The 25,468-nt window shown below is 72.9% G+C and carries 27 protein-coding genes and 1 pseudogene; 5 read left to right on the forward strand and 23 right to left on the reverse strand.

Annotated elements, in window-relative coordinates; translation table 11 throughout:
• Positions 1-25 precede the first annotated feature (25 nt).
• A complete protein-coding gene (locus tag ACFY6S_RS02930) occupies positions 26-487 on the forward strand; it encodes a universal stress protein (RefSeq protein ID WP_388821890.1) in 462 nt (153 codons plus the stop codon).
• A 62-nt stretch (positions 488-549) separates the two neighbouring features.
• On the opposite strand, the gene ACFY6S_RS02935 is transcribed toward ACFY6S_RS02930, so the two are convergent.
• The 10 genes from ACFY6S_RS02935 to ACFY6S_RS02980 form a co-directional block, all read right to left on the reverse strand.
• Entirely contained in the window at positions 550-1,017 is a 468-nt protein-coding gene (locus ACFY6S_RS02935; RefSeq protein ID WP_388821893.1) for a MarR family winged helix-turn-helix transcriptional regulator, read from the reverse strand.
• A 258-nt stretch (positions 1,018-1,275) separates the two neighbouring features.
• On the reverse strand, positions 1,276-1,851 hold the full coding sequence (locus ACFY6S_RS02940; protein ID WP_388821896.1) for a hypothetical protein: 576 nt from the start codon (positions 1,849-1,851) through the stop codon (positions 1,276-1,278).
• 3 nt (positions 1,852-1,854) lie between these two features.
• Positions 1,855-2,148 carry a Dabb family protein gene (locus ACFY6S_RS02945; RefSeq protein WP_388821899.1) on the reverse strand — a complete coding sequence of 98 codons (294 nt, stop codon included), beginning with the start codon at positions 2,146-2,148 and terminating at the stop codon, positions 1,855-1,857.
• A gap of 201 nt (positions 2,149-2,349) precedes the next feature.
• The gene (locus ACFY6S_RS02950; RefSeq protein ID WP_389461293.1) at positions 2,350-3,681 is read right to left on the reverse strand and encodes a PLP-dependent aminotransferase family protein; all 1,332 of its coding nucleotides are present in this window, start codon (positions 3,679-3,681) and stop codon (positions 2,350-2,352) included.
• A 67-nt stretch (positions 3,682-3,748) separates the two neighbouring features.
• Positions 3,749-4,630: an EamA family transporter gene (locus tag ACFY6S_RS02955; RefSeq protein WP_388821905.1), complete on the reverse strand. Its 882-nt coding sequence runs from the start codon at positions 4,628-4,630 to the stop codon at positions 3,749-3,751.
• Positions 4,627-4,776, reverse strand: coding sequence for a hypothetical protein (locus ACFY6S_RS02960; protein ID WP_388821909.1), 150 nt, complete (start codon positions 4,774-4,776; stop codon positions 4,627-4,629). Before ACFY6S_RS02960 ends, ACFY6S_RS02955 begins: the two co-directional genes overlap by 4 nt.
• A 277-nt stretch (positions 4,777-5,053) precedes the next feature.
• The gene (locus ACFY6S_RS02965; protein ID WP_388821912.1) at positions 5,054-5,716 is read right to left on the reverse strand and encodes a hydrolase; all 663 of its coding nucleotides are present in this window, start codon (positions 5,714-5,716) and stop codon (positions 5,054-5,056) included.
• A gap of 909 nt (positions 5,717-6,625) precedes the next feature.
• On the reverse strand, positions 6,626-6,922 hold the full coding sequence (locus ACFY6S_RS02970; RefSeq protein WP_388822909.1) for a (4Fe-4S)-binding protein: 297 nt from the start codon (positions 6,920-6,922) through the stop codon (positions 6,626-6,628).
• Positions 6,923-6,938: 16 nt separating this feature from the next.
• Positions 6,939-7,247 carry a GNAT family N-acetyltransferase gene (locus tag ACFY6S_RS02975; protein ID WP_388821915.1) on the reverse strand — a complete coding sequence of 103 codons (309 nt, stop codon included), beginning with the start codon at positions 7,245-7,247 and terminating at the stop codon, positions 6,939-6,941.
• A 285-nt stretch (positions 7,248-7,532) separates the two neighbouring features.
• Positions 7,533-8,711, reverse strand: coding sequence for a CapA family protein (locus ACFY6S_RS02980; protein WP_388821918.1), 1,179 nt, complete (start codon positions 8,709-8,711; stop codon positions 7,533-7,535).
• Positions 8,712-8,974: 263 nt separating this feature from the next.
• On the opposite strand from ACFY6S_RS02980, the gene ACFY6S_RS02985 reads away from it, so the two are divergent.
• A complete protein-coding gene (locus ACFY6S_RS02985) occupies positions 8,975-9,553 on the forward strand; it encodes a sigma-70 family RNA polymerase sigma factor (RefSeq protein WP_388821921.1) in 579 nt (192 codons plus the stop codon).
• On the opposite strand, the gene ACFY6S_RS02990 is transcribed toward ACFY6S_RS02985, so the two are convergent.
• Complete coding sequence (locus ACFY6S_RS02990) at positions 9,490-9,705, reverse strand: zf-HC2 domain-containing protein (RefSeq protein ID WP_388821924.1); 216 nt, start codon at positions 9,703-9,705, stop codon at positions 9,490-9,492. The two genes, ACFY6S_RS02985 and ACFY6S_RS02990, sit on opposite strands and share 64 nt — an antisense overlap.
• Before the next feature lie 122 nt (positions 9,706-9,827).
• On the opposite strand from ACFY6S_RS02990, the gene ACFY6S_RS02995 reads away from it, so the two are divergent.
• Positions 9,828-10,349 carry a hypothetical protein gene (locus tag ACFY6S_RS02995; RefSeq protein ID WP_388821927.1) on the forward strand — a complete coding sequence of 174 codons (522 nt, stop codon included), beginning with the start codon at positions 9,828-9,830 and terminating at the stop codon, positions 10,347-10,349.
• Between the two features lie 76 nt (positions 10,350-10,425).
• Here ACFY6S_RS02995 and ACFY6S_RS03000 read toward each other — a convergent pair whose 3' ends face one another.
• The 4 genes from ACFY6S_RS03000 to ACFY6S_RS03015 are packed head-to-tail and all read right to left on the reverse strand — an operon-like array spanning position 10,426 to position 14,193.
• The gene (locus tag ACFY6S_RS03000) at positions 10,426-11,622 is read right to left on the reverse strand and encodes a sensor histidine kinase (protein ID WP_388821931.1); all 1,197 of its coding nucleotides are present in this window, start codon (positions 11,620-11,622) and stop codon (positions 10,426-10,428) included.
• Positions 11,619-13,085, reverse strand: a complete 1,467-nt coding sequence (locus ACFY6S_RS03005) for a cation acetate symporter (protein ID WP_388821934.1) — start codon at positions 13,083-13,085, stop codon at positions 11,619-11,621. Before ACFY6S_RS03005 ends, ACFY6S_RS03000 begins: the two co-directional genes overlap by 4 nt.
• Entirely contained in the window at positions 13,082-13,444 is a 363-nt protein-coding gene (locus ACFY6S_RS03010; protein ID WP_388821937.1) for a hypothetical protein, read from the reverse strand. Before ACFY6S_RS03010 ends, ACFY6S_RS03005 begins: the two co-directional genes overlap by 4 nt.
• Positions 13,441-14,193, reverse strand: coding sequence for a LytR/AlgR family response regulator transcription factor (locus ACFY6S_RS03015; protein WP_388821940.1), 753 nt, complete (start codon positions 14,191-14,193; stop codon positions 13,441-13,443). The genes ACFY6S_RS03010 and ACFY6S_RS03015 overlap by 4 nt, the downstream gene beginning before the upstream one ends.
• Positions 14,194-14,307: 114 nt before the next feature.
• Between ACFY6S_RS03015 and ACFY6S_RS03020 the strand changes: the two genes are divergently transcribed.
• Positions 14,308-14,970, forward strand: a complete 663-nt coding sequence (locus ACFY6S_RS03020) for a zf-HC2 domain-containing protein (protein WP_388821943.1) — start codon at positions 14,308-14,310, stop codon at positions 14,968-14,970.
• 39 nt (positions 14,971-15,009) lie between these two features.
• Here the strand turns inward: ACFY6S_RS03020 and ACFY6S_RS03025 are convergent, their stop codons facing one another.
• Positions 15,010-15,885 (reverse strand): Fpg/Nei family DNA glycosylase, encoded by an 876-nt coding sequence (locus ACFY6S_RS03025; protein ID WP_388821946.1) that lies wholly within the window; start codon positions 15,883-15,885, stop codon positions 15,010-15,012.
• 172 nt (positions 15,886-16,057) lie between these two features.
• On the opposite strand from ACFY6S_RS03025, the gene ACFY6S_RS03030 reads away from it, so the two are divergent.
• Positions 16,058-16,774 (forward strand): alpha/beta hydrolase, encoded by a 717-nt coding sequence (locus tag ACFY6S_RS03030; RefSeq protein ID WP_388821949.1) that lies wholly within the window; start codon positions 16,058-16,060, stop codon positions 16,772-16,774.
• Between the two features lie 98 nt (positions 16,775-16,872).
• Here the strand turns inward: ACFY6S_RS03030 and ACFY6S_RS03035 are convergent.
• The 7 genes and pseudogenes from ACFY6S_RS03035 to ACFY6S_RS03065 form a co-directional block, all read right to left on the reverse strand.
• Positions 16,873-17,726 (reverse strand): annotated as a pseudogene (locus ACFY6S_RS03035) (amidohydrolase family protein).
• Positions 17,723-18,757, reverse strand: coding sequence for an aldo/keto reductase (locus ACFY6S_RS03040; RefSeq protein WP_388821952.1), 1,035 nt, complete (start codon positions 18,755-18,757; stop codon positions 17,723-17,725). Before ACFY6S_RS03040 ends, ACFY6S_RS03035 begins: the two are co-directional and overlap by 4 nt.
• A 113-nt stretch (positions 18,758-18,870) precedes the next feature.
• The gene (locus ACFY6S_RS03045) at positions 18,871-20,943 is read right to left on the reverse strand and encodes a SpoIIE family protein phosphatase (RefSeq protein ID WP_388821955.1); all 2,073 of its coding nucleotides are present in this window, start codon (positions 20,941-20,943) and stop codon (positions 18,871-18,873) included.
• 83 nt (positions 20,944-21,026) lie between these two features.
• Positions 21,027-22,100 carry a DUF6777 domain-containing protein gene (locus tag ACFY6S_RS03050; RefSeq protein WP_388821958.1) on the reverse strand — a complete coding sequence of 358 codons (1,074 nt, stop codon included), beginning with the start codon at positions 22,098-22,100 and terminating at the stop codon, positions 21,027-21,029.
• A gap of 441 nt (positions 22,101-22,541) precedes the next feature.
• Positions 22,542-22,715 (reverse strand): hypothetical protein, encoded by a 174-nt coding sequence (locus ACFY6S_RS03055; RefSeq protein ID WP_388821961.1) that lies wholly within the window; start codon positions 22,713-22,715, stop codon positions 22,542-22,544.
• Positions 22,716-22,971: 256 nt separating this feature from the next.
• Positions 22,972-24,462 carry an SDR family NAD(P)-dependent oxidoreductase gene (locus ACFY6S_RS03060; RefSeq protein WP_388821964.1) on the reverse strand — a complete coding sequence of 497 codons (1,491 nt, stop codon included), beginning with the start codon at positions 24,460-24,462 and terminating at the stop codon, positions 22,972-22,974.
• A 161-nt stretch (positions 24,463-24,623) separates the two neighbouring features.
• Entirely contained in the window at positions 24,624-25,409 is a 786-nt protein-coding gene (locus tag ACFY6S_RS03065; protein WP_388821967.1) for a GNAT family N-acetyltransferase, read from the reverse strand.
• Between the last annotated feature and the right edge of the window lie 59 nt (positions 25,410-25,468).

The raw sequence follows: 25,468 nt of genomic DNA on the forward strand, positions 1-25,468 counted from the left end.
GTCGGGAGCCGGTAGCCTGCCTGCCGTGACCGACCAGCAGCACACTCGATTCGAACGCGGGACCGACGGCCCGAAAGTGATCGTCGTCGGCGTGGACGGATCGGAGTCCTCGTTCCGCGCCGCCGCGTACGCGGGCGGTCTCGCGCGGCGGCAGAAGGCGCTCCTCGCCGTCGTCTACGTACAGCCCGTGATGGCGGCCGGCGCGGCGCTCGGTGTCCCGACCGTCGGGACGACCGGGGAGATCGCCGAGGAGCTGGTGCGGGAGATCCGTACGGCCATAGAGCGCGTCAGGGACGTCTGGGACGTGCGCTGGGAGTTCCACACCTTCCACGGCGACCCGTACAACGGGCTGGTCACCGCGGCCGAGGAGCTGACGGCCGACGCGGTGGTGGTGGGGGCTTCGGAGTCGGCGGGGCACCGGATCGTCGGCTCGGTGGCGGTACGGCTGGTGAAGGCCGGGCGCTGGCCGGTGACGGTCGTGCCCTAGGTGTACCGACTCGAGCGCCGACGCCGGCTCCATATCGCCCGGCCGGCGCGGCAGCTTCCCGGTCAGTCCGGCAGCTTCTCCATGTGCTTGAGGACGCGCTGGGAGAGATCGCCGAGTGTGCTGAGCTGGTGTGGGGTCAGGGCGTCGACGAACAGACGTCGGACATGTTCGACGTGCGGGGGCGCGGCCTGCTCGATCGCCTCGTAGCCGGCGGGGGTGGCGACGACGAACGCTCCGCGTCCGTCGTCGGGGCAGTCCTCCTTGGCCACGAGTCCGCGTTTCGCCATCCGCGTGATCTGGTGGGACGCCCGGCTCTTCTCCCACTCCAGAAGTTTGGCCAGCTCCAGGAAGCGCATCCGCCCGCCCCCTCGCTCGGTGAGGTTGACGAGCACGACGAAGTCGGAAGCGGACAGGCCGGACTCGGCCTGGATATAGCGGGACAGCCGTCCGATGAGCATCTCCTGCATACGGATGAAGCTGTCCCAGGCAGCCTTCTCATCCGGCTTGAGCCAGCGTGGCGTCGCGTCCATCAGCGCAGGATAACAAAATTGTTGACAGCTCACCTACTTGCACGAACCGGTCCCGCACGCCGCAGCGACACTGTCTCCGTCGCGCCCGGAAGGCTCCATGCGGCCTGTCTTGATCTCGGTGTTGTGCGCAACTCCCGGGTGCGGGGGTCGGAGACAGCCGGCACGGACACCGTCGGCGTGCCGGCGTACGGGTTCGGAGCCGGCCGCGTGGGATTCGCGTCCCCTGCGGAGAGGGGCCGTCGTCAGCTCCAGCGGGACTCAGGTACGGACGAAGACCGACCAGACCATGCGGATCGGCCGCAGCCGCGAAATGAAGCGGAGTCCGTGCCGTGCGGCGGCCGGTTCGGTGGTGAGCGCGAGGTCGTGGCGGTGCTCGGCCACGGCCTGGGCCGCCTGGCTGGTGGAGTCCGCGGTGGCCACTTCGGACAACTGGCATTCCCCCGGCAGCAGTTGCCGCAACAGCGGTCGTGGCGAAGGATGCGTCACCACGCTCGGGCGGTCGGGCAGCGGACCGGCGTCCGCGCGCCGGGCGATGCCGTACAGGGGGGTGTCCATGACGAAGGTACTGGCCAACGCGATGTCGTCGGCCATGTAGAAGTGGTGGACATCCCGATAGGCGTTGGCGACGACCACATGGCTGACGGTGCCGACCGTCAGGTCCCGCACGGCCTGTTCGTAGGTCGCCTTGAGCACGATCGGCGCCCCGCCGGGCAAGCGGGTCCGCAGCAGTCGCGCGGCCTGCTCGCTGCTCGTGCCCTCGGGGCCGAGCGTTCCGATGGCCGACGGCCCGGCCTGTGCCGGCCGGACGTCGATCCAGCCCAGCTCGACGGTCATGTGTCACTCCTCGATGTCGGCGACGACCCAGGTGCTGATGGCACGCCACAGCGCCGCGGATCGCTGATGGAAGGGGTGGTCCTGGTAGCTGCGCAGGGCGTCCTGGTCGGACAGCAGGCCGATCGCGGCGAAGTCGTAGGCGACCGGACGGTCGGCGGTGTTACGGCCCACCTGCCAGTGCAGCAGGCCGGGCACCTCTTCGCCGACGAGCGACGAGGACCGCTCGGCCGCGAGGACCGCGGGATCCTGCCAGCCGAAGCCCGGCTTGAACTTGAACAGCACAATGTGTCTGATCATGGGCATCCTTTTCGAGTCGCGTGGTCGGCACACCACCCGTGCGACGGCACGCGGCCGGGCCGGCACAGAGACGTGGACCGGATGCGCGACGGCCGGTGCCCGTTGTCGTGTGCATCGCCGGACACGATCTCCCGCGCATACGGGCGGCTGCCTGCCGTGGGGGCCGTCCGGGCGGACCGGGGGTCGGAGAGCGGCCGGCGGTCAGGTGGAACGACCGGGCGTCCGGATCTCGGCCCTCACAAAGGCGGCCAGCCGGTCGAGTCCCTCGTCGATCGCCGCGTCGTCGAGCAGGCTGAAGGACAGCCGGATCTGGTGTGAGGAAGTCATGCCGGTGTGGAAATGGTGCATAGGAGTCCAGATCACTCCGTGATCGCGCGCCGATCTGCGCAGCGAATGGTCGTCCACGGTGAACGGCACCGTCAGCACGACGAAGAACCCGCCGGCCGGGGTGTTCCACGTCACCGGGCCGGTGGCGGCGAAGCGCCCGGTCAGACCGGCCAGCACGTGCCGCAGGTTGGCGCGGTAGACCTCGATCTCACGCTTGTTCGCGGCGACCATGCTGCACCCATGGCGCAGCAGCTTGCCGCCGACGACGGCCTGGGCGACGGGTGAGGTGTTGAGAGTGACGTTGCTCTTGATCAGCGACAACCGGTCTGCGAGCGTGCCCGCCGGACGGCCGTCCCTGGTGACGGGCTGGTCGGCGACGACGAAGCCGACGCGGGCGCCGGGCAGGCCGGTCTTGGCGAAGGAACCGATGTGTACGACCTGGTGCCGTGTGTCGAGCGCTTTGAGGGTCGGTGGCCGCGTGCCGGGATCGGCTTGGAAGAGGCCGTACGGGTTGTCCTCGATGATCAGCAGATCGAGTTCGGCCGCCAGGTCGAGCAGGGCGATCCGGGTGGTCAGATCCAGGCTCACCCCGGTGGGGTTGGAGAAGTCGGGAACAAGATACAGAGCGCGCGGCCGTTGTCCCCGGGCGCGCGCCACCGCCACCTGACGCTTGAGATCCGCGAGGTCGAGACCGCCGTCTCCGTCCCCGACCGTCAGCACGGGCATGTCCAGCAAGCGCGCGGCGCCGGTCAGTCCGAAGTAGGTGGGCGCGACGGCGAGGACGACGTCCCGGGGGGAGGCGCGCAGCGCCCGCAGCGTCAAGAACATCGCCTCCTGACTGCCGACGGTCACCACCACCGCGTCGGGGTCGACGGTGACGGCTTCGTCGACCTCCAGGTAGCGGGCGACCAGGTCGTGGATGACGCCCTTCGTCCGCCCGTACTGGAAAACGGTTCGGCGGGCCTCCTTGTCCGTCAGCCCCACCACCTCGGTGAGGTGCGCGAAGAAGGTTTCCAGATATTCATGGAGTTGCTCGATCCGGAAGAACTCCTCGTAAGGCCGGCCGGCGGCGAAGGACACCGCCCGCGGGTGGTCCGCGGCAATGTCGTTCAGCAGGTTCATCGAGTGGAGGACGGGATCATCCAGCGAGGGATGCAGTTGCCCGACAGATAATTCAACCAATTTTCGATTCTCCGATTCCCGCACATTCGGCGGCTGCTCTGGTGCACCTGGGCACCGGTCGTCCAGAAGTGGTGTGGAAGCAGCGGGTGGATCAGATCCGACGGGCGGCGGGCCGGGATCGAGTGAAGAGGGTGGTGGAGACGGCGAGGGCGATCAGGGCGGTTCCGGCCAGCACATGGGGGGTGAGGGGCTCGTCAAGGAAGAGGGCGCCGGACAGGACAGCGATCACCGGCGCCACGAAGGCGTAGCTCGTGGCCAGAGCCGGGCCGGTGTGGGCGGTGAGGTGGCGGTAGGCAGCCATCGCCAGCAGCGACCCGAAGACCACGAGGTAGGCGAGGGCGAGCCCGGCGCCCCAGGTCGGCCGCGGCGGTGACGCGAACTCGCCCCGGACGACGGCCGCCACGGCCGGCGCCGCGCCGCCGGCGAGCATCTGCGCGGCCGGCCCGCGCACCCCGGCCGAGTGGTCGTCCAGATGGGAGCCGAGAACCCAGCACAGGGCGGCCGGCAGGAGGATCCCGGCGCCGGCCGGACCGCCGCGGCCGAGTCCGGCCGTCAATACGGCGACGCCCGCCAGGCCGAGGCAGACCCCTGCCCATTGAGCGCCGCGCGTCGGTCGTCCCGTCGCCGTGTGCAGCAGCACGCTCCACAACGGAACCGTGGCGATGAACAACGCCGTGGTGCCCGAGTCGACATACTCCTCGGCCAACGCGACGCCGCCCATGCCCATGGAGAAGAGCAGTACTCCGACGAGTGTGGCGCGCCGTCGCCGCGAGGCTGTCAGCCGGGGCTCGTGGCGGCGTTCGGCCACGACCCACAACACCAGCCCCGCCGTCAGAAACCGCACCGAGCTGAGCGTGCAGGGCTCCATACCGCGCAGCCCGAACGCGATCGCCAGATAAGTGGTTCCCCAGTCCAGCCAGGTGACGGCGAGCGGAACGGCGGTTCCAGCGAAGGCCGCTGACCCCGATCTCACAGCGAGGAGCGCGCTTCTGCCGACCGGCCGGCCGTACCGTCGGCGGGCCCGGTCCATGGGCTCCCGGCCGGGTCGGACACCTCGGGCAGCCGGGGGATGAGTTCGCCGGCGGGCAGGCAGCGCCTGCCCGCGACATTCACGGTCATCGACTGTCCCTCGCATGTCTTCTTCCCGGATCGGTCACCCATGGCAGCCTCCGATATCGCCGTGTCCGGCTGTTCGGTCGATGACCTTGCGGTGGATCGGTACCGGAGATCCTGACCCTCGGAAGGGCGGGCGATCCACGCCGCCCGCGTCACCGCCGCACCTGTCTCCTCGCCCCGCGCCGCCGCGGCCCAGAACCCCTCCCAGGAGGCAGGCTCGGCGGCCGGGACGACCGACCGGCGGCCATTTGTCCGGACGGCTGCCGGGGCGGCAGCCGGGTCAGACGCCGCTTCCGGCGGGCGTGGGCGTGGCCAGGAGCTGCGTCTCCCAGCCGTAGGCGACGCCGGTGGCGCCACCGTGCTGACGCAGGACTTCAGTCATGCTCGGGAAGGTCTTCTCGCGGGCCCAGTCGCGCTGCCACTCCCCCGCCACGGCCATCCAGGTGATCGGTACCACGCCCGCCTGGACCATGCGCCGCACGGCCATCTCGTGGGTCTCCGCCGACGCGCCGCCCGAGGCGTCGGTGACGGCGAAGACCTCGAAGCCCTCACCCGCCGCCTGTATGGCCGGCATCGCGACGCAGATCTCCGTCCAGAGACCGGCGATGATCAGCTTCTTGCGGCCGGTCGCCTTGACGGCGTCGACGACGCGCTCGTCCTCCCAGGTGTTGATGAACGTCCTGTTGATCGGCTTCTGGTCCGGGAACACGTCCTGCAGTCCCTTGATGATGTAGCCGCCGCGCTCCTCCAGCACGGTCGTCAGGATCGTCGGTACGTCGAACGCCTTGGCGGCCTTGGCGAGGCCGACAGCGTTGTTCACGACCATCGTGGGCTCGTGGCTGTGCAGGTTGGCGAACTGGAACGGCTGGTGGTCGATCAGGACGACGACGCTCTCCTCCGGCGTCAGCAGTGCCTGAAGTCCGGACTTGGCTTCCTTGCTCATGAGTTACCTCTCCGAGTACGTGGGACGCGCGCTCACACGGCGGCGCGTCGGCATGGCTTCACTTGTCCGCACGGGCACCCCGAGGGCGAACCCGGCCGGCTGACAGCCCGGTGGGCGAGAGCGATCCGCAAACCCGCTCGGTCTGCGCGAGAGACGGCTTGCGATACCAGGTGGCCACCGGCCCAACTGGATGACGTGTCATCTACATTAAGCATCACCACTTGACGTGTCAACCAACTGCCGGCTCGCCTCCGGACGCGGGCCCGACAGCGCAACTGACCACCTGGACACGTCACATGACGGACCATCATTTCCGATCGGGAGGGAGACAACCTCGCCGCGATCGGTGTGAGCAGGGTGCGGGGAACCGTCGACGCCGCCGTCACACCAGTCCCGGAAAGGCGTTTCACCCACGGCCATGGGTGGCGATGATTCGATGTGCCGCGTCCCTCGCCGCCGCGAAGGCAGGCGTCGGCGGCATACCCGTGGACATGGCTCCGACGAAGGTGGCGCAGGTGTAAGTCATCCCGGTCGCGCGGTCGGCCGAACCCCTCTGCGGGCAGTCTTCGCGTTCGCCGCGTTGAACTGCCCCGCCCTGTACCGCACATGGGGGCGTGTTGATTTTCCCGGACGGCGGCTCCGGGTCCGTGCGGCCTTACGTGCCCGTCCCCGGTCGCCCGCTTCCGCACCGGGTACGGGACCGGTACGGGAGCGCGGGACACCGGGCGGGTGGTGGCACAGCCGTACGGTTCCGGCCGCGCCACCGACCGCGAGGGCCCGCACGGTCGCGGCGCGGACCGTGCGGGCCCTGCGGACCGCACGGCTCCACCCACAGCCCGCACAGCACGGCCCCGACCTCGGCGCGTGAGCCTCGCGGGTATGTCCACACTCAGCTCACCGCGCGTCCGCTCAACCGCCCGCGGGGACCGCCGTGACCGTGTCGGGCCGGTCGGGGTTCTCTCCTCCGCCGTCCACACGTTCGTAGCGCAGCGCGCCCGACGGACAACGGCGCACCACTTCAGCCAGACGATCGGCCGAAGCCCTCTCCGGCTGGATCCACGGACGCTTCGTCGTGTCGAACACCTCGGGCAGGCCACGGACGCATTCGGCGGCATGGCGACAGCGCCCGGCCTCGAAGGTCACCATGATCGACTGCGTCCGGTACGCCTTCCGCCCCGGCCCGCCGCCCGGGTCCGCCTCCGTCATCGCCACGCCCGCTTCCTCAGTCACTGACTCTGCTGCGGGACTGGTACAGCAGGTCCTGGTACTCGGGATGCCGGTCGATCCAGCCCGCGAAGAAGGGGCAGGTGGCCAGCACCCGCAGATTCGCTCCTCGCGCCTCGTCAAGAGCGACCCGGGCCAACGCGGACCCCACTCCCCTGCCCTCGTAACCCGGATCGACCTCGGTGTGCACGAAAGCGATCAGCTCCGTCGTACGGATGTACTGCGCGACACCCGCCACCTCGGACTCCCCGTCGACGCGGGCTTCATAGGTCTTCGCCTCGGGCACGTCACGCACTTCGACCGTCATACGCCCTCCTCATGGGCCTTCCCACGGACAATCCGACGAATTCCGTCGACCGGGACTGCACCTTAACCACATCAGGTTGATGAATCAACTTAATCTCGGCCAGGGCCTGTTCACATCGCGGAGCGAGCCCGAGACACCGAAGAGTGCGACGCCCCGTCCCGAGTCGGCCGCGGCCGATCCCCTTCATTCCGCGACGAGAGCGGCCACGCCCGGGGAGGGTCGAGCCCCACGCGGCGCGGCACCGGGGCGCGCGGGCCCGGTGGCGGGGGCCGGACGGGACAGCCCTCAGCCCGGCGTGAGTCCGTCCGCCGCCGCGCCGCGGCTCAGGACGGTGGCGCTGATGTCGTTCAGGGCTTCCTGGTAGTCGTCGCGCTCCGGATCCTGCCGGACGGCTTCGCGCAGCCGCACCACGCGGCCGGTGTCCGTGTCCATCAGCTGCGGGACGAACTCCGCCTTGCGGACGGGCCAGCGCTGCCCGCGCGCCGCGGGCGGCCCGAAGGTGAACCGGCCGATGGTGCCCTGGTTGCCCCGTCCGTCCAGCTCGCCGTCGTCGTTGGTCATCACACCGGCGATCTGGTCGCCCATGCCGTAGATGATCCAGGTGCCGTTGACCTTCTCGTACGCCTGCGGGACATGTGCGTGGGTGCCGAGGATCAGGTCGATGTCGGGCCGGGTGCCGGTGCGGGACGCGGTGAGCGCGCGGCCGAGGTCGAGCTGGATCCCGTCGGGCTCCGTCTGCCACTCGGTGCCCCAGTGGAGGCTGACCACGACGACATCGGCGCCGGCCTTCCGGGCGGCCCGGGCATCGGCGATGATCTTCTTCTCGTCGATGAGGGCCACCGCCCAGGGCTGGCCGTCGGGGAACGGGTGGTCGTTGACACCGTACGTATAGGCCAGTTGGGCGATCCGGGCGCCGCCCGCCGTCAGCAGCGCGGGGCGCGTCGCCTCGGCGGCGGAGCGGGCCGTGCCGGTGTGCCGGACGCCCGCCCGGTCGAAGGCGTCGAGGGTGCGCCGCACCCCGGCGGAGCCGTCGTCGAGGGCGTGGTTCGAGGCGGTGGAGCAGGAGTCGTAGCCGGTGTCCTTGAGCCCCTGGGCCACCTCGGGCGGGGAGACGAAGTCCGGGTAGCCGGTGAAGGGGCCGTCCTCCTCGCCGTACACGGTCTCCATGTGGCAGATCGCCGCGTCCGCGCCGGAGATGACCGGCTCGACCGCCGCGAGCATCGGCGCGAAGTCGTGGCCCGCGCCGTCCGCGTCGGCGTGGGCCCGGCTGATCACCGACTCGTGCGGCAGGACGTCGCCCGAGGCGGCCAGGGTGAAGCCCCGGGCCCGCGCGGTGGCCGGGGCCGCCGCCGGGGAGGGGCCCCCGTGCGGTACGGGTGGCCCCGGGGGACCGGCGCAGGCCGCCGCGGCCGTGCCGAGCAGGGCCGCGGCGGCCACCGCTCCGAATCGCATGCGCTGAGTCATCGGTGGCGCTCCATGGTCCGGGGATACCGTCCCCATGAATCCATATAGTCATATAAATGGATGTCAAGTAACCAAGCCGACATCCCACCGGAATAGGACCGAACGCTCTCCGGCGACCGTTCACCGCACCGCTCGTCGCAGTGAGCGACCGCTCGTCGCAGACCTCTGCGCGCCGTCTGTCGCCCGCCGCCGCCATGGGTTCGGATACGCCCCACGACAGCGCGCCGCACAGGACGGCGGCACCGGCGAGAAGGGCGTCCACGATGACCACCACCACGGCCACGGGGACGACCGACGAGCGGGCGCTGACCGATCTCCAGCGCCGGCACGGGGCCGCCCTGCTGAACTTCCTGCTCGGCCTGACCTACGGCGACCGGCAGCGCGCCGAGGACCTGGCCCAGGAGACCCTGGTACGCGCCTGGCTCCACCCGGAGGCGTTCGACGGGCCGTACGAATCGATGCGGCCCTGGCTGTTCACCGTCGCCCGCCGGCTCGCGATCGACGCCCGCCGGGCACGGATGGCCCGTCCGCCGGAGGTCGGTGACGCGGCCCTCGCCGGCACGCCCGACCCCGACGACCGTACCGAGAGCGCCGCCGCGGCGCTGGACGTGCGGCGGGCGGTGCGCACGCTGAGCGCGGAGCACCGCGCGGTGCTCGTCCAGCTCTACTTCCGCGGCCTGAGCGTGAACGAGGCGGCGCGGGTGCTGGGCGTCCCGGCGGGGACGGTCAAGTCCCGTTCCTACTACGCCCTGCGGGCGCTGGCCCGGGCGCTGCCCGGCTACCGCAGGTCGTCCTCGTCCAGGAACGCGAGCAGCGACGGCGCGTCGGCCACCTCCAGATAGGCCGCGCCACAGGCGTCACATCCCGCCAGATGGTCCGCGACCCTCCGGTCCTCCTCGGGGCCGAGCGCTTCGAGCACATAGGCGCCGAGCAGCGACCGCACATGCGGGCCGGAATCGTCCGCTCCATCGGCGGCCCCGTCACCGTCGGCCACACCCGTCACAATCCGCTCCCGTCAGCCGCCCGATCCTGCCCTTCTGGCCACGCGGACGGCCCGCCGCCGGTTCAATGCTCCCTTAAGCAGGCTTCGGGGGAGGAAAGGAAGGCGGAAAATCGATGCGTCCGGAATGTACTGAAGGGGAAGGGGCGGGCGGTGGCGGACTGCTGGTGCCCATGGCGTGGATGTACGCGGAGTACATCGCCGACGAGTTGCTGCGCACCGGCGATCTGATGCCGCCGACGACCTTGGAGTACCGGGCCGGGCGGAACGCGCTGGCCCTGACCATCTTTCTCTGCGACGGCTCGGCCGGCGGTCCGCGCGTGGTGGCCAGGATGGAGGAGTGGCGCTCGCTCACGGCGTACGGGACATGCTGGCGCGAGTGGGTCTGCGCGCGGCTGGACCGGCTGGAGGCGGTCGACTTCGAATCGGGCTCGGGAACGCGCGACCCCGATCTGGCACTGGCGGACACCGCCTGGCGGTGGCTGGAGGAGACGGAGCTGCTCGCGCCGGACCTCGACGCCGTGGCGCCCTCCGTCGCCGACCCGTTCGCCACGGGCGAGGAGGAAGGACCGCAGGTGTGGACGCCCGCGTGGCAGCTCGGGCTGCCGCTGGGACATCTGGCGATCCACCTGTTCTGAACCGGCGTACGGAGCGGGACCGGTGGACACGTCCGCGCGTGTCCGCGGGTACGGGGTACGGGCCGCCCGCCGCGGGTCAGCTGCCGTGCACGCCCGCGCGGTACTTGGGGATGCGTACCGTGATCCTCGTCCCGGCGCCGACGCCCGTCTCGACGACCAGCCCGTACTCGTCCCCGTAGACCTGGCGCAGCCGTTCGTCCACGTTGAGCAGGCCGATCCCGGTGGACGCGCCGCCCTCGCCGCGCAGCACGCGGCGCAGCCGGTCCGGGTCCATGCCGACCCCGTCGTCCTCGATCACCACCTCGGCCTCGGCGCCCGCGTCGAGTGCGCTGATGGTGATGCGGCCGGCGGTGGCGGCCCCTTCGAGGCCGTGTCGCACGGCGTTCTCCACGAGCGGCTGGAGACAGAGGAACGGCATGGCGACGGGCAGCACCTCCGGGGCGATCTGGAGCGTCACGGAGAGCCGCTCGCCGAAGCGGGCCCGTACCAGGGCCAGATACTGGTCGATGGAGTGCAACTCGTCGGCAAGCGTGGTGAAATCACCGTGGCTGCGGAACGAGTAGCGGGTGAAGTCGGCGAATTCCAGTAGGAGTTCACGGGCGCGGTCCGGGTCGGTGCGGACGAACGAGGCAATCGCGGCGAGTGAGTTGAAGATGAAGTGCGGCGATATCTGGGCCCGCAGCGCCTTGATCTCGGCCTCGATCAGCCGGGTGCGGGAGCGGTCGAGCTCGGCCAGTTCCAGCTGTACGGAGACCCAGCGGGCGACCTCTCCGGCCGCTCTGGCCAGTACGGCGGACTCGCGTGGCGCGTAGGCGACGAGCGTGCCGAGCACCCGGTGGTCGACGGTGAGCGGGACGGCGACGCCCCAGCGCAGGGAGCAGTCGGGATCGCCGCAGCCGCCCGCGAAGGCCGTGCCGCGTCCGCTGTCGAGCACCCCCTCGACACGTTCCATCACCCGCTCGCCGTGGTGCTCGCCGGTACCGTCCCAGGCGAGGACCCGCTCCCGGTCGGTGAGGCAGAGCGCGTCGGTGCCGAGCAGGGAGCGCAGCCGGCGGGCGGCCTTGCGCGCGCTCTCCTCGGTGAGTCCGGCGCGCAGCGGGGGCGCGGCGAGGGATGCGGTGTGCAGGGTCTCGAAGGTGGCGTGTTCCACGGGGGTGCCGACATCACTGGGACGGGCGGTGCGGGTGCGGCCGGTGCGCCGGCCGAGCAGGAAGGCGCCCGTGAGGAGCAGCGCGGCGAGCACCGTCGGGGCGGCGAGGGCGGTCGGGCTCATGTCAGCCCCTCCGGCAGGTGGAAGCGGGTCATGGCGGCGTTGGTGCCCGCCGGTATCCGGGTCCTGGTGGCCAGGGACACCAGGATCATCGCGAGGAAGCCGACCGGGACGGACCAGACGGCGGGCCAGGCGAGCAGGGCGTGCGGCCAGCCGGAGCGTACGGTCCCGGTGACCGTGATCACCGTCGCGGCGAACGAGAGGCCGCCGCCGAGCAGCAGGCCGGCGATGGCGCCGGGCGGGGTGAGCCGGCGCCACCAGATGCCCAGGACCAGCAGCGGGCAGAACGAGGACGCGGAGACCGCGAAGGCCATCCCCACGGAGTCGGCCACGGGCGCGTTGCTCACCAGCAGCGAACCGCACAACGGCACGACGATGGCCAGGGGCGCCGCCAGCCTGAACTGCCGTACGCCGCGCGCGGGCAGCACGTCCTGGGTGAGGACGCCGGCGACGGCCATCGTCAGCCCGGAGGCGGTGGAGAGGAACGCGGCGAACGCCCCGCCCGCGACCAGGGCGCCGAGCAGATCCCCGCCGAGCCCGCCGATCGCCCGCTCCGGCAGCAGCAGGACGGCGGCGTCGGCGTCGGTGCCGTGCGGCAGCCCGGGTGCGTACAGCCGGCCCAGCGCCCCGTAGACGGGCGGCAGCAGATAGAACGCGCCGATCAGCGCCAGTACGGCCACGGTGGTGCGGCGGGCGGCCCGCCCGTTGGGGCTGGTGTAGAAGCGGACCACGACATGCGGCAGTCCCATCGTGCCGAGGAAGGTCGCCACGATCAGGCCGTAGGTGGCGTAGAGGGGGTGGTCGGCGCGGACGGCGGCGCCGGAGGCGAGATCGAGGGCGGGGCGCGGCCGGCCGTCGCCCCGCCAGGCCAGCAGCAGGAAGATCGCGGGCACCAGCAGGGCGGTGAGCTTGAGCCAGTACTGGAACGCCTGGACGAAGGTGATGCTGCGCATCCCGCCCGCCGCGACCGCCACCACGACGACCAGGGCGACGAGCGCCCCGCCGAACCAGTCGGGCGCTCCGGTGAGGATCTTCAACGTCAGCCCGGCACCCTGGAGTTGGGGGACGAGATAGAGCCACCCCGCGCCGACCACGAACAGGCTCACCAGTCGGCGCACCGCGCGCGATTCGAGCCGCCCCTCGGCGAAGTCCGGCAGGGTGTAGGCGCCGGACCTGCGCAGCGGGGCGGCGACGAAGACCAGCAGGACGAGATATCCGGCGGTGTAGCCGACCGGGTACCAGAGCATGTCGGGGCCGTGCAGCAGCACCAGTCCCGCGACCCCCAGGAAGGACGCGGCGGAGAGGTATTCGCCGCTGATCGCGGCGGCGTTGAGGGCGGGTCCGACCGTGCGGGAGGCGACGTAGAAGTCGGAGGTGGTACGGGATATCCGCAGCCCGAATCCGCCGACGAGCACGGTGGCGAGCACCACGACGGCGACGGCCGTCACCGTGTACCCCTGGCTCACGGCGCGGGCCGCCCCTTCACCAGCCGGGCGAAGTCACGCTCGTTGCGCTCCGCGCGCCGTACGTACCACCAGCCGCCCAGGGTGAGCAGCGGATACGCGGCGAATCCGAGGACCGCCCAGACGGCGGTCGCGTCGCGCAGCGCGGCGAAGGCGAGCGGCAGGGTGCCGGCGGTCAGCGCGAGCACCATGAACACCGTTAGTCCTGCGCGCAGTTGGCCGCGCATCAGGGAGCGGACATAGGCGTCCCCGAGGGCGGTGTGTTCCTCGATCTCGGCCTGGGCGCGGTAGCGGGGCAGCGGGCGTACCCGCCGGGGCTCGCCGGTGACGACCTCGCGCCGGGGCGCCTGCTCCCCGGTCACCGCTCGCGCCGCATCAGCAGGTCCCGCAGCGCGCGGGCGTGGCGGCGGCTGACGGCCAGCTCGGCGCCGCCGACGCGGACGCTCATCGCGCCCGCGTCCAGGCGCAGTTCGTCGATCCGGGCCAGCGCGACCAGATGGCGGCGGTGGATCCGTACGAAACCGCGCGAGCGCCAGCGTTCCTCCAGGGTGCTGAGCGGAATCCGTACGAGGTGGCTGCCGGTGTCGGTGTGCAGCCGGGCGTAGTCGCCCCGCGCCTCGGCGTGGACGATGTCGGCCACGGCGACGAACCGGATGACGCCGCCCAGCTCGACCGTGATCTGGTCGGCCGCCGGGGGCGGTTCGGGCGCCGGGGAGCGCTCGCCGACCAGTTCGGCGACGCGCCGGACGGCCTCGGCGAGACGTTCCCTGCGGACGGGTTTGAGCACATAGTCGACGGCCTTGAGGTCGAACGCCCGCACCGCGAAGCCCTCGTGGGCCGTGACGAAGACGATCAGCGGGGGCTCCGCGAAGCCGGCCAGCAGCCGCGCTACGTCGAGTCCGGTGAGCCCGGCCATGTGGATGTCGAGGAAGACCACGTCGACGGCGTCGGGCCCGCCGGGGCCCGCGTCGAGCGCGGCGCCGATCCGGCGCAGCGCCTCCGTCGCGCCGGTGGCCCCTTCGGCCGCGAGGACGCGGGGGTCGGCCCTGAGCAGATAGAGCAGCTCCTCAAGGGCCGGTTCTTCGTCGTCCACAGCCAGTACGCGCAGCATGAGGCCGGAGTTTACGACCTGGTGGGCCGCACGGGGCCGGGGTGGAGCCGCCCGATCGGCGGGCGGAGGCGCGCCGGTTTGAGTGATTCCCCCCTTCGCTGCGTACCAGACGATATGCGGACCCTGGACCTCCATCGTGATGTCGGCGCCTACGCCCTCGGGGTGCTGGACGCCTCGGACGCCTTCCGCTTCGAGGACCATCTGATGGTCTGCCCGCAGTGCACCCTGCTGCTGGCGGACTTCGGCGGAGTGAAGGCGCAACTCGACCGGTACGCCCGGCAGACCCCGGCCGAGGTGGCGCCGTACGCCGTCGCGGGCCCGGAGCTGCTGGCCGGGCTGCTCGACCGTACGGCCGCCGGGCGGCGCGGGAGCCGCGGGCGGCGTCTCGCGCTCGCGGCCGTGGCGGCGATGCTCGTGGTGAGCGGCCCCCTCGCGGTGCTCGGCGCCGCGTCGGGAGCGGACCCGGGCGCTCCCGCGACCTTACGGTGGACCGCGTCGGACCGGGCGACGGGGATCTCGGCGGTCGTGACGACGGCGGAGACGGTCTGGGGCACGGACGTCGGTTTGGAACTGGTGCGCCCCGGCGTCTCCGAGGTCTGCGCGCTGATCGCGGTGGGCCTCGACGGGACGCGGGAGACGGTGATGACCTGGGCCTCGCACGCGGAGGACGGCGAGCGGCTGGTCACCCGGGGCGGGGCCGCGCTGCGGCCCGGGGAGATCGCGCGCTTCGAGGTACGGGCCTCGGACGACCGTCTGCTGGTGACCGTCGGCGGATGACCGCCGGGGGCTCCGCCCGGCCCCGGTGCGGGCGGAGCCCTACTTCAGCAGCCGCGACATCCTGCGGTCGGCGAGCGGCCTGCCGCCCGTCTGGCAGGTGGGGCAGTACTGGAGCGAGGAGTCGCTGAAGGACACCTCGCGGATGGTGTCCCCGCAGACGGGACACGGCTCGCCGGTACGCCCGTGCACCCGCAGCCCGCTCTTCTTCTCCGCCTTGAGCCGCCCGGCCGCCACCCCGCGCGAGCGCTCGACCGCCTCGGCCAGCGTCGTGCGCATCGCCTCGTAGAGGGTGGTGATCTCGTCCTCGGAGAGATTCTCCACCGGCTTGAAGGGCGACATCCGCGCCGCGTGCAGGATCTCGTCGCTGTAGGCGTTCCCGATGCCCGCGATCAGCCGCTGGTCGCGCAGGGCGCCCTTGATCCGGCGCCGCTCCCCGGCCAGCAGACCGGCCAGCGCGGCCCGGTCGAAGGAACCGTCGAGCGGATCGGGACCGAGCCGGGCGATGCCGGGGACCTCGGCCGGGTCGCGGACGAGATGGACCGCGAGGCGCTTGGTGGTGCCCGCCTCGGTCAGATCGAAGCCGTCGCCCCCGGCGAGAACCGTGCGCAGGGCCAGCGGCCCCTTCCCCGGTCGTGGCGGCCCGGCGGGGAAGGAGTCCTTCCAGCGCAGCCAGCCGGCGCGGGCGAGATGGACCACGAGGTGCAGCCCGCCGGGCGCGGCGTCCCCCGCGACGATGTCGAGGTACTTGCCGCGGCGGCCCACGGCGGTGACCGTGGCGCCCGCCAACGCGGTCAGCGGCGGATCATAGGTCTTCAGGGCATTGACCGTCAGCGGCAGGACACGGACGATTTCCCTGCCCACCAGGTGTTCGTCGAGGAACTCGCGCAGCGCTTCGACTTCGGGTACTTCCGGCATACGTCCAGCGTGCCCCAGGCGCCGGGCGGACGCCCGGTGGGCGGGGCGGCCCCGGCCCGCCGCGTGATACGGCCCACAAGGAGCGGGCCGGAGGCGTCCGGCGCCCCCCTGGCGACGAATACTCCGCGAGAGGTACTCCGCCGCGGAGACCACCGTTGGAAGGAAGCCCCACGTGCCCGTACGCGATCGAGCCACCGTCCCGTCCGCCCTGGTCCTCGACCGGACGGCCGCACGGCCGCGCGCCGCCGTCCTGGTGCTGCACGGGGGGCGCGCGGACAGCACGGCCCCGCCGGCCCGGCTGAACCTCGCCGGCGCCCGGATGCGGCCGTTCACCCGCGCGGTGCTGCGGGCCACCGAGGGGTGCGACGTGGTGGTGGGCCGGGTCCGCTACCGGCACCGGGGCTGGAACGGCAGCCGCGCCGACGCGGCACGCGACGCGCTGCGGGCGCTGGACTCCCTGGGGGAGCTGATCCCCACGGTGCCGGTGGTGCTCGTGGGGCATTCGATGGGCGGCCGGGCCGCGCTGGCCGCCGCCGGCCACGATCTGGTGACGGGCGTCGTGGGACTGGCCCCCTGGTGCCCGCCGGGGGAACCGGTGGAGCAGCTGCGGGGCCGCCGGGTGGTGCTGCTGCACAGCGACCGGGACCGGACGACGGATCCGCGCGGCAGTGTCGAACTGGCCGCTCGCGCGGGCGACGCGGGCGCCGACGCCTGCGCCGTACTGCTCTGCGGCAGCGATCACGCGATGCTGCGCCGGGCCCGTACCTGGCACTCGCTGGCGACCGGTTCGGTGACCGCGCTGCTCGGGATGAACCCGTTCCCCGAGGTGGTGGAGCGGGCGCTCGGCAGCGCGGCCGGGGGCCGGACGGAACCGGTGCCGCGGGTGTAGGCGCGGCGGCGCGCGGGTCGGGTGTCACGGCGGGACGTACGGGGGGCGCGCGGGGTGGGTCGCTCGCACGGGACGTGCGGCAGGGCTCCGGGCCGGTGTCACAGGCCGTAGACGCGCCGGGCCGTCCCCGCGAACACCGCGCCGCGCTCGTCCGCGCTCAGTCCGTCCGTCAGCGTGCGCGCCGCGCCGAGCACCGCTCCGTACGGCGCGGCCAGCAGGCACACCGGCCAGTCGGAGCCGAACATCAGCCGGCCGGGGCCGAACGCGTCGAGGGCGACGTCCGCCCAGGGACGCAGCCCGCGCGCCGTCCAGGAGTCCCACGCGGCCTCGGTGACCAGCCCCGAGAGCTTGCCGACGGTGTTCGGCTCGGCGGCCAGCGCCCGGAAGTCCCCGGCCCAGGGCTCCGGCGGTCCCGCCGCCACCGGCGGTTTGCCCAGATGGTCGAGGACGAAGGTCAGCCCCGGCAGCAGCCGGGCCGCCCGCACGCGGCGGGCAGTTGGTGCGGCCGCACCAGCAGGTCGTAGGCGAGCCCCGCGCCGGCGACGGCCCGCAGGCCGCGCAGCACCTCGGGGCGCAGCAGCCACTCGGGGTCGCGCTCGCCCTGGACCGGGTGGCGGACCCCGACGAGCCGGTGGCCGCCCGGAAGGGCGCGCAGGGCGGCGAGGGTGCCCGCGACATCCGGCGCGGTGAGGTCGGTCCAGCCGACGACACCCGCGACCGGCCCCGCGCCGTCCGCGACGGCGAGCAGTTCGGGGGTCTCGGCGGGGTCGGGGACGGTCTGGACGAGTACGGTGGCGCCCACCCCGGCCGCCCGCGTCTGCGGCTCCAGCTCGGCGAGGGTGAAGTCCCGGCGCAGCGGGGCCATTTCGGGGCCGGTGAGCCAGTCCTGGTCGCGTACGGAGAGATCCCACAGATGGTGATGGGCGTCCACGAGGAGGGGCGGCGCGGTCATCGGCCCGTCCCCCCGGCCGGCGGCGCGCCGCCCTCCCCTTCGAGCAGCCCTTCGTCGCACAGCTCGGCCCACAGGTCGTCGGGGACGGTACGGTCCGCGAGCGCGACCGCGTCCCGCACCTCCGCCGCCGAGCGGGCACCGACCAGCACACTGGCGACGGCCGGGTGGCGCAGCGGGTAGCGCAGGGCCGCGGCGCGCAGCGGAATGCCGTACCGCCGGGTGACGGCGTCGATGCGCAGGGCCCGGTCGAGCAGGGCGGGCGGGGCTGCGGTGTAGTCGTAGGTCGCGCCGGGGCGCGGGTCGGCCAGCAGCCCGGAGTTGAAGACACCGCCGACGACGACGCTCCTGCCGCGCGCGGTGGCCTCGGGGAGCAGTTCGGTGAGCGCCGACTGGTCGAGCAGCGTGAAGCGTCCGGCGCACAGGACGGCATCGGCGTCGGTGTCACGCAGGAAACGGGTGAGCATGGCGGTCTGGTTCATCCCGGCGCCGATCGCCCCGACGACGCCTTCGGCGCGCAGCCGCTCCAGGGCCGGGTACGCCTGCCGGAAGGCGGCTTCCGCGTGGTCGTCGGGGTCGTGCAGGTAGACGAGGTCGATACGGTCCAGGCCGAGGCGCTCCAGGCTCTCCTCGACGCTGCGCCGTACCCCGTCGGCGCTGAAGTCCCACACACGGCGGTGCGTGGCCGGCACGGCGAAGCCGTGGTCGAGGCCGTCACCGGGGGACGCGTCGCCGGCCGTGGCGGGGAGGGCCGGTTCGAGAAGCCGGCCGGCCTTGGTGGAGAGGGTGAACTCGGCTCGCGGCCGGTCCCGCAGCGCCTCCCCGAGTCGCCGTTCGGAGAGCCCGAGGCCGTAGTGGGGCGCGGTGTCGAAGTACCGGATGCCCGCCTCCCAGGCGGCGTCGACCGCCGCCGCGGCCCGCTCGGGGGCGACCGGGGCGTAGAGGTTGCCGATCGCGGCGCCCCCGAAGGACAGCCGTGTCACCGCGACCGCGCTGTGTCCGAGCGTGGTGCGTCCGAGCGTGGTGCGTCGCATCCGCCGCCTCCCGGGGTGTGTACCGGACCGTGACGAATATTCACGGACCGGCGGGACGCGTCAACACCGCGGCGGATACCGGCCCCCGCGGTCGCGGGCTCGTATCCGCACGCTCATCTCGTCGGGCGGTCCGGGACGACGAACTCGCACCAGACGCATTTGCCGCTGCCCCGCGATTCGACGCCCCACCCGTCGGACAACTCCTCCACCAGCACCAGCCCGCGCCCCGAGACACCCGACTCCCCCGCGTCGCGGCGGTGCGGCAGGGCGCTGGAACCGTCCTCGACCTCCACCCTGATGCGCCGCCGCGCCCTCGGCAGCACCCGTACGACCACGGTCGCCGCGCTCTCGGCGTGTGTCAGCGCGTTGGTGATCAGCTCGTCGGCGGCCAGCTCGATCCCGTCGGAGCGCTCCCCGGCGCCCCAGGCCGCCACCGCCGACCTGATCATGTGGCGGGCGGTGCTGAGCGCCTGCGGGTCGTCCTTCGGGACATGCTGCTGGAGCCGGCCGGCGGAGCGCTCGGGGCGCGCGCCGCCCCGGCGCAGCAGGAGCACGGCGACATCGTCCTCGCCGCCCCGCGCGTCGACCACCTCGCAGAGCCGGTCGGCCAGCGCCTGGAGGTCGCGTGGGCCCTCCCCCACCAGGGTGGCCAGCAGCTGCATCCCGTCGTCCAGATCGGCGCCGGGCTGCTCCACCAGGCCGTCGGTGTAGAGGAGCAGCGCCTGGCCGGGGTCCAACTCCACGGTGGCCACCGGGTGGTCGAGCACCCCGAAGGCCGCCGAGAGGCCCAGCGGCAGACCGCCGGGCACCAGAAGTCTGCGGCAGCTGCCGTCGACGTCCTGGACCAGCGGGTCGACATGGCCGGCCCGGACCAGCTGGACCAGTCCGGTGGTCAGGTCGGCCTCCGCGTAGACGCAGGTGGCGAAGCGGTCGGTGTCGAGTTCGTGCAGGAAGACCGAGGCGCGGGCCATCACGGTGGCCGGGGTGTGGCCCTCGGCGGCGTAGGCCCGCAGCACGATACGGAGCTGTCCCATCACGGCGGCGGCGTGTGTGTCATGGCCCTGTACGTCGCCGATGACCGCGCCGACACGGCCGCCCGGCAGCGGGATGATGTCGTACCAGTCGCCGCCGATGTCCCGGCCGAGCCGGGCCGAGCGGTAGCGCACGGCGATCTCGGCGCCCTCGACGGCGGGGATGCGGCGGGGCAGCATCGCCTGCTGGAGCCCCTCCGCCAGATCGTGTTCCTGCTCGAAGAGGATCGCGCGCTGGAGGCTCTGGGCGATGCTGCTGCCGAGGGCGACCAGCAGATTGCGGTCCTCCGCCGTGAAGCCGCCCTTGTCCCGGTAGAGCAGTCCCAGCGCGCCGATGGGGCGCGCCTGGGCGATCAGCGGGAGGTAGGCGGCCTTGTTGATGCCGTATCCGCTGATGTGCGGCCACAGCAGCGGATAGGAGTCGGCGAACTCCTCGGCGGACTCGATGAAGCGCGGGCTGAGCGTGGTGACGACCTCGCTCATCGGGTATCCCTCGTCGGTCCTGGTCACCCGGGTCCCCGGCACGTACGAGCCCTCGGGCCCCTCCGCCACCAGATGGATGCGCCCGGCCTCCATCAGCCCCATCACGAGACTGGTGGCGCCCAGGTGCGCCAGACCGTGGGACGCCTTCAGCACGTCGATGACGTCCTGGACGGTCCTGGCGTGGGCGAGCGCGGCGGTGGTCCCCTCCACGACGCTCGTCTGCACCCGGCGTACCGCGTTGAGTTCCAGCCGGGCGGTGGAGTCGGCCAGCTCCTGGGTGGCGTCGCGGACGACGCCGATGACCCGGAAGGGCCGGCCGGCCGCGTCGCGGCGGATGGCTCCCTGGGTGTGGGTCCAGTAGAGCGTTCCGTCCCGGCGCCGGACCCGCAGATACGCGCCGTAGGTCGCGCTGCCGTCGCGGAACGCCCGCTCGACCACCACGTCCAGCCGGTTGATCTCACCGCGCGGGATCCGGGCCGCCAGGCCCCGGACCCGGCCGTCGAATTCGTCGGGGCGCAGTCCGAGGACTTCGAGGGCCGGTGCGTCCAGATGCAGGAGGCCGCTGGCGACGTCCCAGTCGAAGGTCCCCATCCGGTTGAGGGAGAGGCTGGTGACCGGCTGGGCGGGCCAGTCGTCGGGGAGCGACAGGGGACCCGCTGCCCGTTCAACCATGGAGACACTCTGTCATCATTTGTCGGATTCTTCGAGCGCTCGGGGCGTCCCGTGGCCCGTCCCCCGGCACCGTGGGGCTCCGCTCATTCCTGGAGCGCGTCGGGACCGACCAGCACGTCGTCGGCGTCCGCGCCGGGCTGCTGTCCGTCGGGCAGCGGGCCGAACAGCACGTCGTCGGGCGGTACGGAACCGCCGTCGGCCGTCGCCTCGGCCGCCGGCCGGCTCTCCGGGGCCCGCTTCCGGCCGGCCGGGGGCCGCTCGGGTGCCGAGGCGCCGGCGGAGGGGGTGGCGGAGCCCGGGGGCTCGCCGGGGAGGAGCGCGTCCGGCGGCCGCACCGCTTCGGGATCGCTGAGGTCGGCGTCGGGCCCGTACGCCGGGAGGACGGCGGGCACGATGTCCTCGCCGCCGTCGGTGCCGGTCCGCCGTTCGACCCACGCGTGGTCGACGGGGTCGACGACGACCAGTCCGCCGAGGTCCTCCTCGGAACGGTGGATGACGATGACCCGCTCGGTGCGGTAGCCCGGCCAGCGTTCGCCCCGGTAGTCCACCGAGCCCTTGAAGGCGACCGGAGGACCGAGCGGGTTCCCCGAGACGCAGCGGACCCTCGGCAGCCCCCGGCCGTCGACCAGCACGGCGGTGCCCGACTGGAGCACGGCCTGGAAGGCGGCGGCGGTGCCGGCGCGCCGGCCGTGGTCCGTCACCCGGATATCGGCCCGCAGCACGACGGGGGTCAGCGCGCGCAGGAAGTCGGGGACGGACTCCTTGCCGATCCCGGCCGCCCGCGCGAAGGCACGGGACTTCGCGGGCTCCCCGGACAGCAGCCGGACCTGCCGCTCCACATCGCAGCCGGACGTGGAGCCGCCGTAGAGCCCGGGGGTGGAGCCCGGCAGGGCGCGCGGTACGGCCGGTGCCGCCCCGGCCCGGCCGTCCTCCTTCGCGGCGGGGGAAGCGGAGCGGGCCGGCGGGACGGCGTCGGCCGGGACGGCCGCCGACGCGGTGAACGGGTCCGGCCCCGTGGCCCGGGCCGGCTGGAGGTACAGCTCCTTGGCGCTCGAAGCGGGCCCGCCGCCACCGCCCGTTCCGCAGCCCGCCGTGACCAGCACTCCGGCGGACAGCGCGGCGAGCGCGGCGTAGCGGCGACGGATGAGTGAGCGCACCTGGGTCTCCCGTTCTCTTCCTCCGGGGATGTCGCTCCATATCTGCCGGACCCGGGAGCGCGCCGCAAGCCGGGCCGCGGCCGACACGCCCGGGGCCCGGACGCGCCCGAGCGGCGGGCCGTCGCCGGGGACGGAAGGGCGGACCGTGCGGCCCCGCGCCGAAGCGCGGCACGTCCGCGCTGGTCAGCCCGACCGCGACGCGCGGCGCACCGGTCGGCGACGGGCCGGACCGACGGGCGGCGGCCGAGCGGCGAACCGTACGTTCCCGCCGGCCAGCGCACGCTACGCCGCAGGTGGTACGCGGCTCCGCCGGGCGCCGTCCCCGGCACCGCACACGCACGCGGCCCCGCACCCCGGTGCTGCGCGGGGTACGGGGCCGGGGCGAGCCGGGGACGAGCGGCCGGCCTCGCGGGACGGGCGGAAACCGGGTGGGTCGGGTGGTCAGTCGACGCCGGGCAGGATGTGCGGCTCCGCGAGATCGTCCTCGTAGCCGGCCAGCCTGATCGGGGCGGATCTTGCCCACACTTCGAGGTTGCCGATCTTGCCGGCGGCCCCGCGCTTGCGTTCGACGGGCTCCGCCGGTCGTTCCTCGTACCGCTTCAGCTCTGGTGTCACCGCGCGCACTCCTTTGTGTCGGGTAACTCTGGGACAGGATGGGTTCCGTCGCGGTGGCGCCGTTTTTCGGACGGGAGCGGCCGTTGGTGGTGGGCCTGTCCCCGTGACACGGCCGTGAGGACGGTGTATCCGCCTGCGTTGACCGCGCACCGCACCAGAGTAACCAGATGAGCGGCAGTGCGCTCTATAGGGCTCGCTTTCGGGTGATATTCCGGCCATTCGGCCTACCACCGGTTGGCCGGGACCGGATGACGGTCTACCAGTTGGCGGGCGCGTAGTCCTTGAGGAAGCAGCCGTAGAGGTCCTCGCCGCCCTCGCCGCGCACGATCGGGTCGTACACCCGGGCCGCGCCGTCGATCAGGTCCAGCGGGGCGTGGAAGCCCTCGTCGGCCAGGCGCATCTTGTCCGGATGCGGGCGCTCGTCGGTGATCCAGCCGGTGTCGACGGCCGTCATCAGGATGCGGTCCTTCTCGAACATCTCCTGCGCGCTGGTGCGGGTCAGCATGTTCAGCGCGGCCTTGGCCATGTTGGTGTGCGGGTGGCCCGCGCCCTTGTAGCCCCGGCTGAAAACGCCCTCCATCGCGGAGACGTTCACCACGTAGGTCCGTCCGGCCCCGGCGGCGGCCATCGCCGGACGCAGCTTGCTGATGAGGATGAACGGCGCGGTCGAGTTGCACAGCTGCACTTCCAGCAGCTCGACGGCGTCGACCTCGGAGACCGTCTGGACCCAGCTGTTGGAGTCGTGCAGATCGGGCACGAGGCCGCCGGCGTCGATCGCGGTGCCCGCCTCGATCCTGGCGAGCGTGGCGGAGCCGCCGATCAGGGCGAGGCCGGTGATGTCGGAGGCGCTCAGCGCCTCGGCGCCGACGGCGGGCAGCACCGCCTGGGCGCCGCTGCCGAAGGCGCCGATGACGTGGGAGGCGGGCAGCTCACCGGCGGGCAGCGGGGCGGACTCGGCGGCGAGGAGTTCGCGGTAGGCGCCCGGCGAGCGGCGCACCGTCTGCGCGGCGTTGTTGATCAGGATGTCCAGCGGGCCCTCCGCGGCGACGGAGTCGGCGAGGGCGACGACCTGCGCGGGATCGCGCAGGTCGATTCCGACGATCTTCAGCCGGTGGATCCAGTCGGCGCTGTCCTCCATCGCCTTGAAGCGGCGGATCGCGTCGGCGGGGAAGCGGGTGGTGATGGTGGTGTGGGCGCCGTCGCGCAGCAGCCGCAGCGCGATGTACATACCGATCTTGGCCCGGCCTCCGGTGAGCAGCGCGCGGCGTCCCGTCAGGTCGGTACGGGCGTCACGGCGGGCCCGGTTCTCGGCCGCGCACGGCCGGCAGAGCTGGTGGTAGAACGCGTCGACCTCGGTGTAGCGGGACTTGCAGATGTAGCAGGAGCGGGGGCGCTGGAGGATGCCGGCGATCTCACCGGCGGTCGAGGAGGACGGCAGCAGCCCCTGGGTCTCGTCGTCGATGCGCTCGGCGGAGCCGGTGGCGGTGGCCTCGGTGACGGACTTGTCGTGGGCGGTCTTGGCCGCCCTGCGCTCCTGCCGGCGGCGCTGCTTGACGGTCCGGTAGATCCCCGCGGTGGCGCGCCGGACCGCGACGGCGTCGGGGTGGTCGACGTCCAGCTTGTCGAGTTCGTCGAGCACGGCCAGGCAGACGGCCATGCGCTCGGGGTCGATGCCGGGGCCGTACGCCGGGGTCTCGCCGTACGCCTCGGTGGCGCCGTACGCGGGGCCGTCCTCTGTCACCGTCATCGCTGTTGCCGTTCCTCGATCACTCGTGGGTCACCCGTACGCCGGAGTCCCCGTTGGGGCTTTTGTTGGCTATTGCGGCGATCCCCGCAGGTCAGGAGCATACCGACGCGCGAGGGGTCAACAAAATCCCAACATCTTATCCGGTCGGCGGGACCGGGTGCTCAGCCGGGGACGCGGACCGCGACGAACCGGGTCGTGCGGCGCAGCGGGAATCCGAGCTTCTCGTACAGCCTGACGGCGTTCGTGTTGCCGGCGGCGGCGTGCAGGAACGGGACGTCCCCGCGCGCCTTGACGCGGTCGGCGACGGCCAGGACCAGCCGGGCGGCGAGCCCCTGGCCGCGGAATTCCGGGGCGGTGCAGACGGCGCTGATCTCGCTGTGTCCCTCCGGGCGCATCCGCTCCCCCGCCATCGCGACGAGCGCGCCGTCGCGCCGGATGCCCAGGTACGTGCCCATCTCGACGGTGCGCGGCAGGAACGGTCCGGGCCGGGTGCGCTCGACCAGGTCGAGGATCTCGGGGACGTCGGCGGGGCCGAGCCGTACGGCCTCGGGGTCCGGCGCGGTGGCGGCCCCGGCGTCGACGAGCTGGACGCCCTCGGCGAGGAAGGTGATCTCCCAGCCGTCGGGGGTCGGACCCGGGTGTCCCGCGAGCGAGACGCTCCCGCCGGGGCCCGCGAGCGCCGCGGCGTCCGCCCAGTCGGCGGCGTCGGCGTCCTCGGGCAGCGCCAGCCACGGTGAGACGTCGGCCGGGTAGCGCAGCACCCGGCCGCGCCGCTCGGCGAAGTGCGCGTGCGCTCCGGTGAGCGCGGAGTGCACGGGGTGGTCCAGCGGGTGGCGCCCGGCGTCGGCGGAGGGCGCGGGCCGGAAGCCGGATGCCCGGTCCCCGGGCACCCGCCCGTCCCGCGACCGCTCGTGCGGATGCTGTACGGACTGCCGGCTACCACTCATACGTGCTGACCTCGATCGTCGGTTCTCCGGGTGACAGAGGGAAAATGCGGATCACCGGC

This window comes from Streptomyces sp. NPDC012835, from assembly GCF_042900885.1.
Lineage (GTDB): Bacteria > Actinomycetota > Actinomycetes > Streptomycetales > Streptomycetaceae > Streptomyces.

Bases quoted from the DNA above. Each gene is read 5' to 3' on its own strand.
- ACFY6S_RS03065 (WP_388821967.1), bottom strand. From the start codon at position 25,409: ATGAGTGGTAGCCGGCAGTCCGTACAGCATCCGCACGAGCGGTCGCGG.
- ACFY6S_RS02940 (WP_388821896.1), bottom strand. From the start codon at position 1,851: ATGACCGTCGAGCTGGGCTGGATCGACGTCCGGCCGGCACAGGCCGGG.
- ACFY6S_RS03060 (WP_388821964.1), bottom strand. From the start codon at position 24,462: ATGACGGTGACAGAGGACGGCCCCGCGTACGGCGCCACCGAGGCGTAC.
- ACFY6S_RS03000 (WP_388821931.1), bottom strand. From the start codon at position 11,622: ATGAGCCCGACCGCCCTCGCCGCCCCGACGGTGCTCGCCGCGCTGCTC.
- ACFY6S_RS02945 (WP_388821899.1), bottom strand. From the start codon at position 2,148: ATGATCAGACACATTGTGCTGTTCAAGTTCAAGCCGGGCTTCGGCTGG.
- ACFY6S_RS02970 (WP_388822909.1), bottom strand. From the start codon at position 6,922: ATGACGGAGGCGGACCCGGGCGGCGGGCCGGGGCGGAAGGCGTACCGG.
- ACFY6S_RS02965 (WP_388821912.1), bottom strand. From the start codon at position 5,716: ATGAGCAAGGAAGCCAAGTCCGGACTTCAGGCACTGCTGACGCCGGAG.
- ACFY6S_RS03020 (WP_388821943.1), top strand. From the start codon at position 14,308: ATGCGGACCCTGGACCTCCATCGTGATGTCGGCGCCTACGCCCTCGGG.
- ACFY6S_RS02960 (WP_388821909.1), bottom strand. From the start codon at position 4,776: ATGACCGTGAATGTCGCGGGCAGGCGCTGCCTGCCCGCCGGCGAACTC.
- ACFY6S_RS03025 (WP_388821946.1), bottom strand. From the start codon at position 15,885: ATGCCGGAAGTACCCGAAGTCGAAGCGCTGCGCGAGTTCCTCGACGAA.
- ACFY6S_RS02980 (WP_388821918.1), bottom strand. From the start codon at position 8,711: ATGACTCAGCGCATGCGATTCGGAGCGGTGGCCGCCGCGGCCCTGCTC.
- ACFY6S_RS02995 (WP_388821927.1), top strand. From the start codon at position 9,828: ATGCGTCCGGAATGTACTGAAGGGGAAGGGGCGGGCGGTGGCGGACTG.
- ACFY6S_RS02935 (WP_388821893.1), bottom strand. From the start codon at position 1,017: ATGGACGCGACGCCACGCTGGCTCAAGCCGGATGAGAAGGCTGCCTGG.
- ACFY6S_RS03045 (WP_388821955.1), bottom strand. From the start codon at position 20,943: ATGGTTGAACGGGCAGCGGGTCCCCTGTCGCTCCCCGACGACTGGCCC.
- ACFY6S_RS03015 (WP_388821940.1), bottom strand. From the start codon at position 14,193: ATGCTGCGCGTACTGGCTGTGGACGACGAAGAACCGGCCCTTGAGGAG.
- ACFY6S_RS02975 (WP_388821915.1), bottom strand. From the start codon at position 7,247: ATGACGGTCGAAGTGCGTGACGTGCCCGAGGCGAAGACCTATGAAGCC.
- ACFY6S_RS02985 (WP_388821921.1), top strand. From the start codon at position 8,975: ATGACCACCACCACGGCCACGGGGACGACCGACGAGCGGGCGCTGACC.
- ACFY6S_RS03040 (WP_388821952.1), bottom strand. From the start codon at position 18,757: ATGCGACGCACCACGCTCGGACGCACCACGCTCGGACACAGCGCGGTC.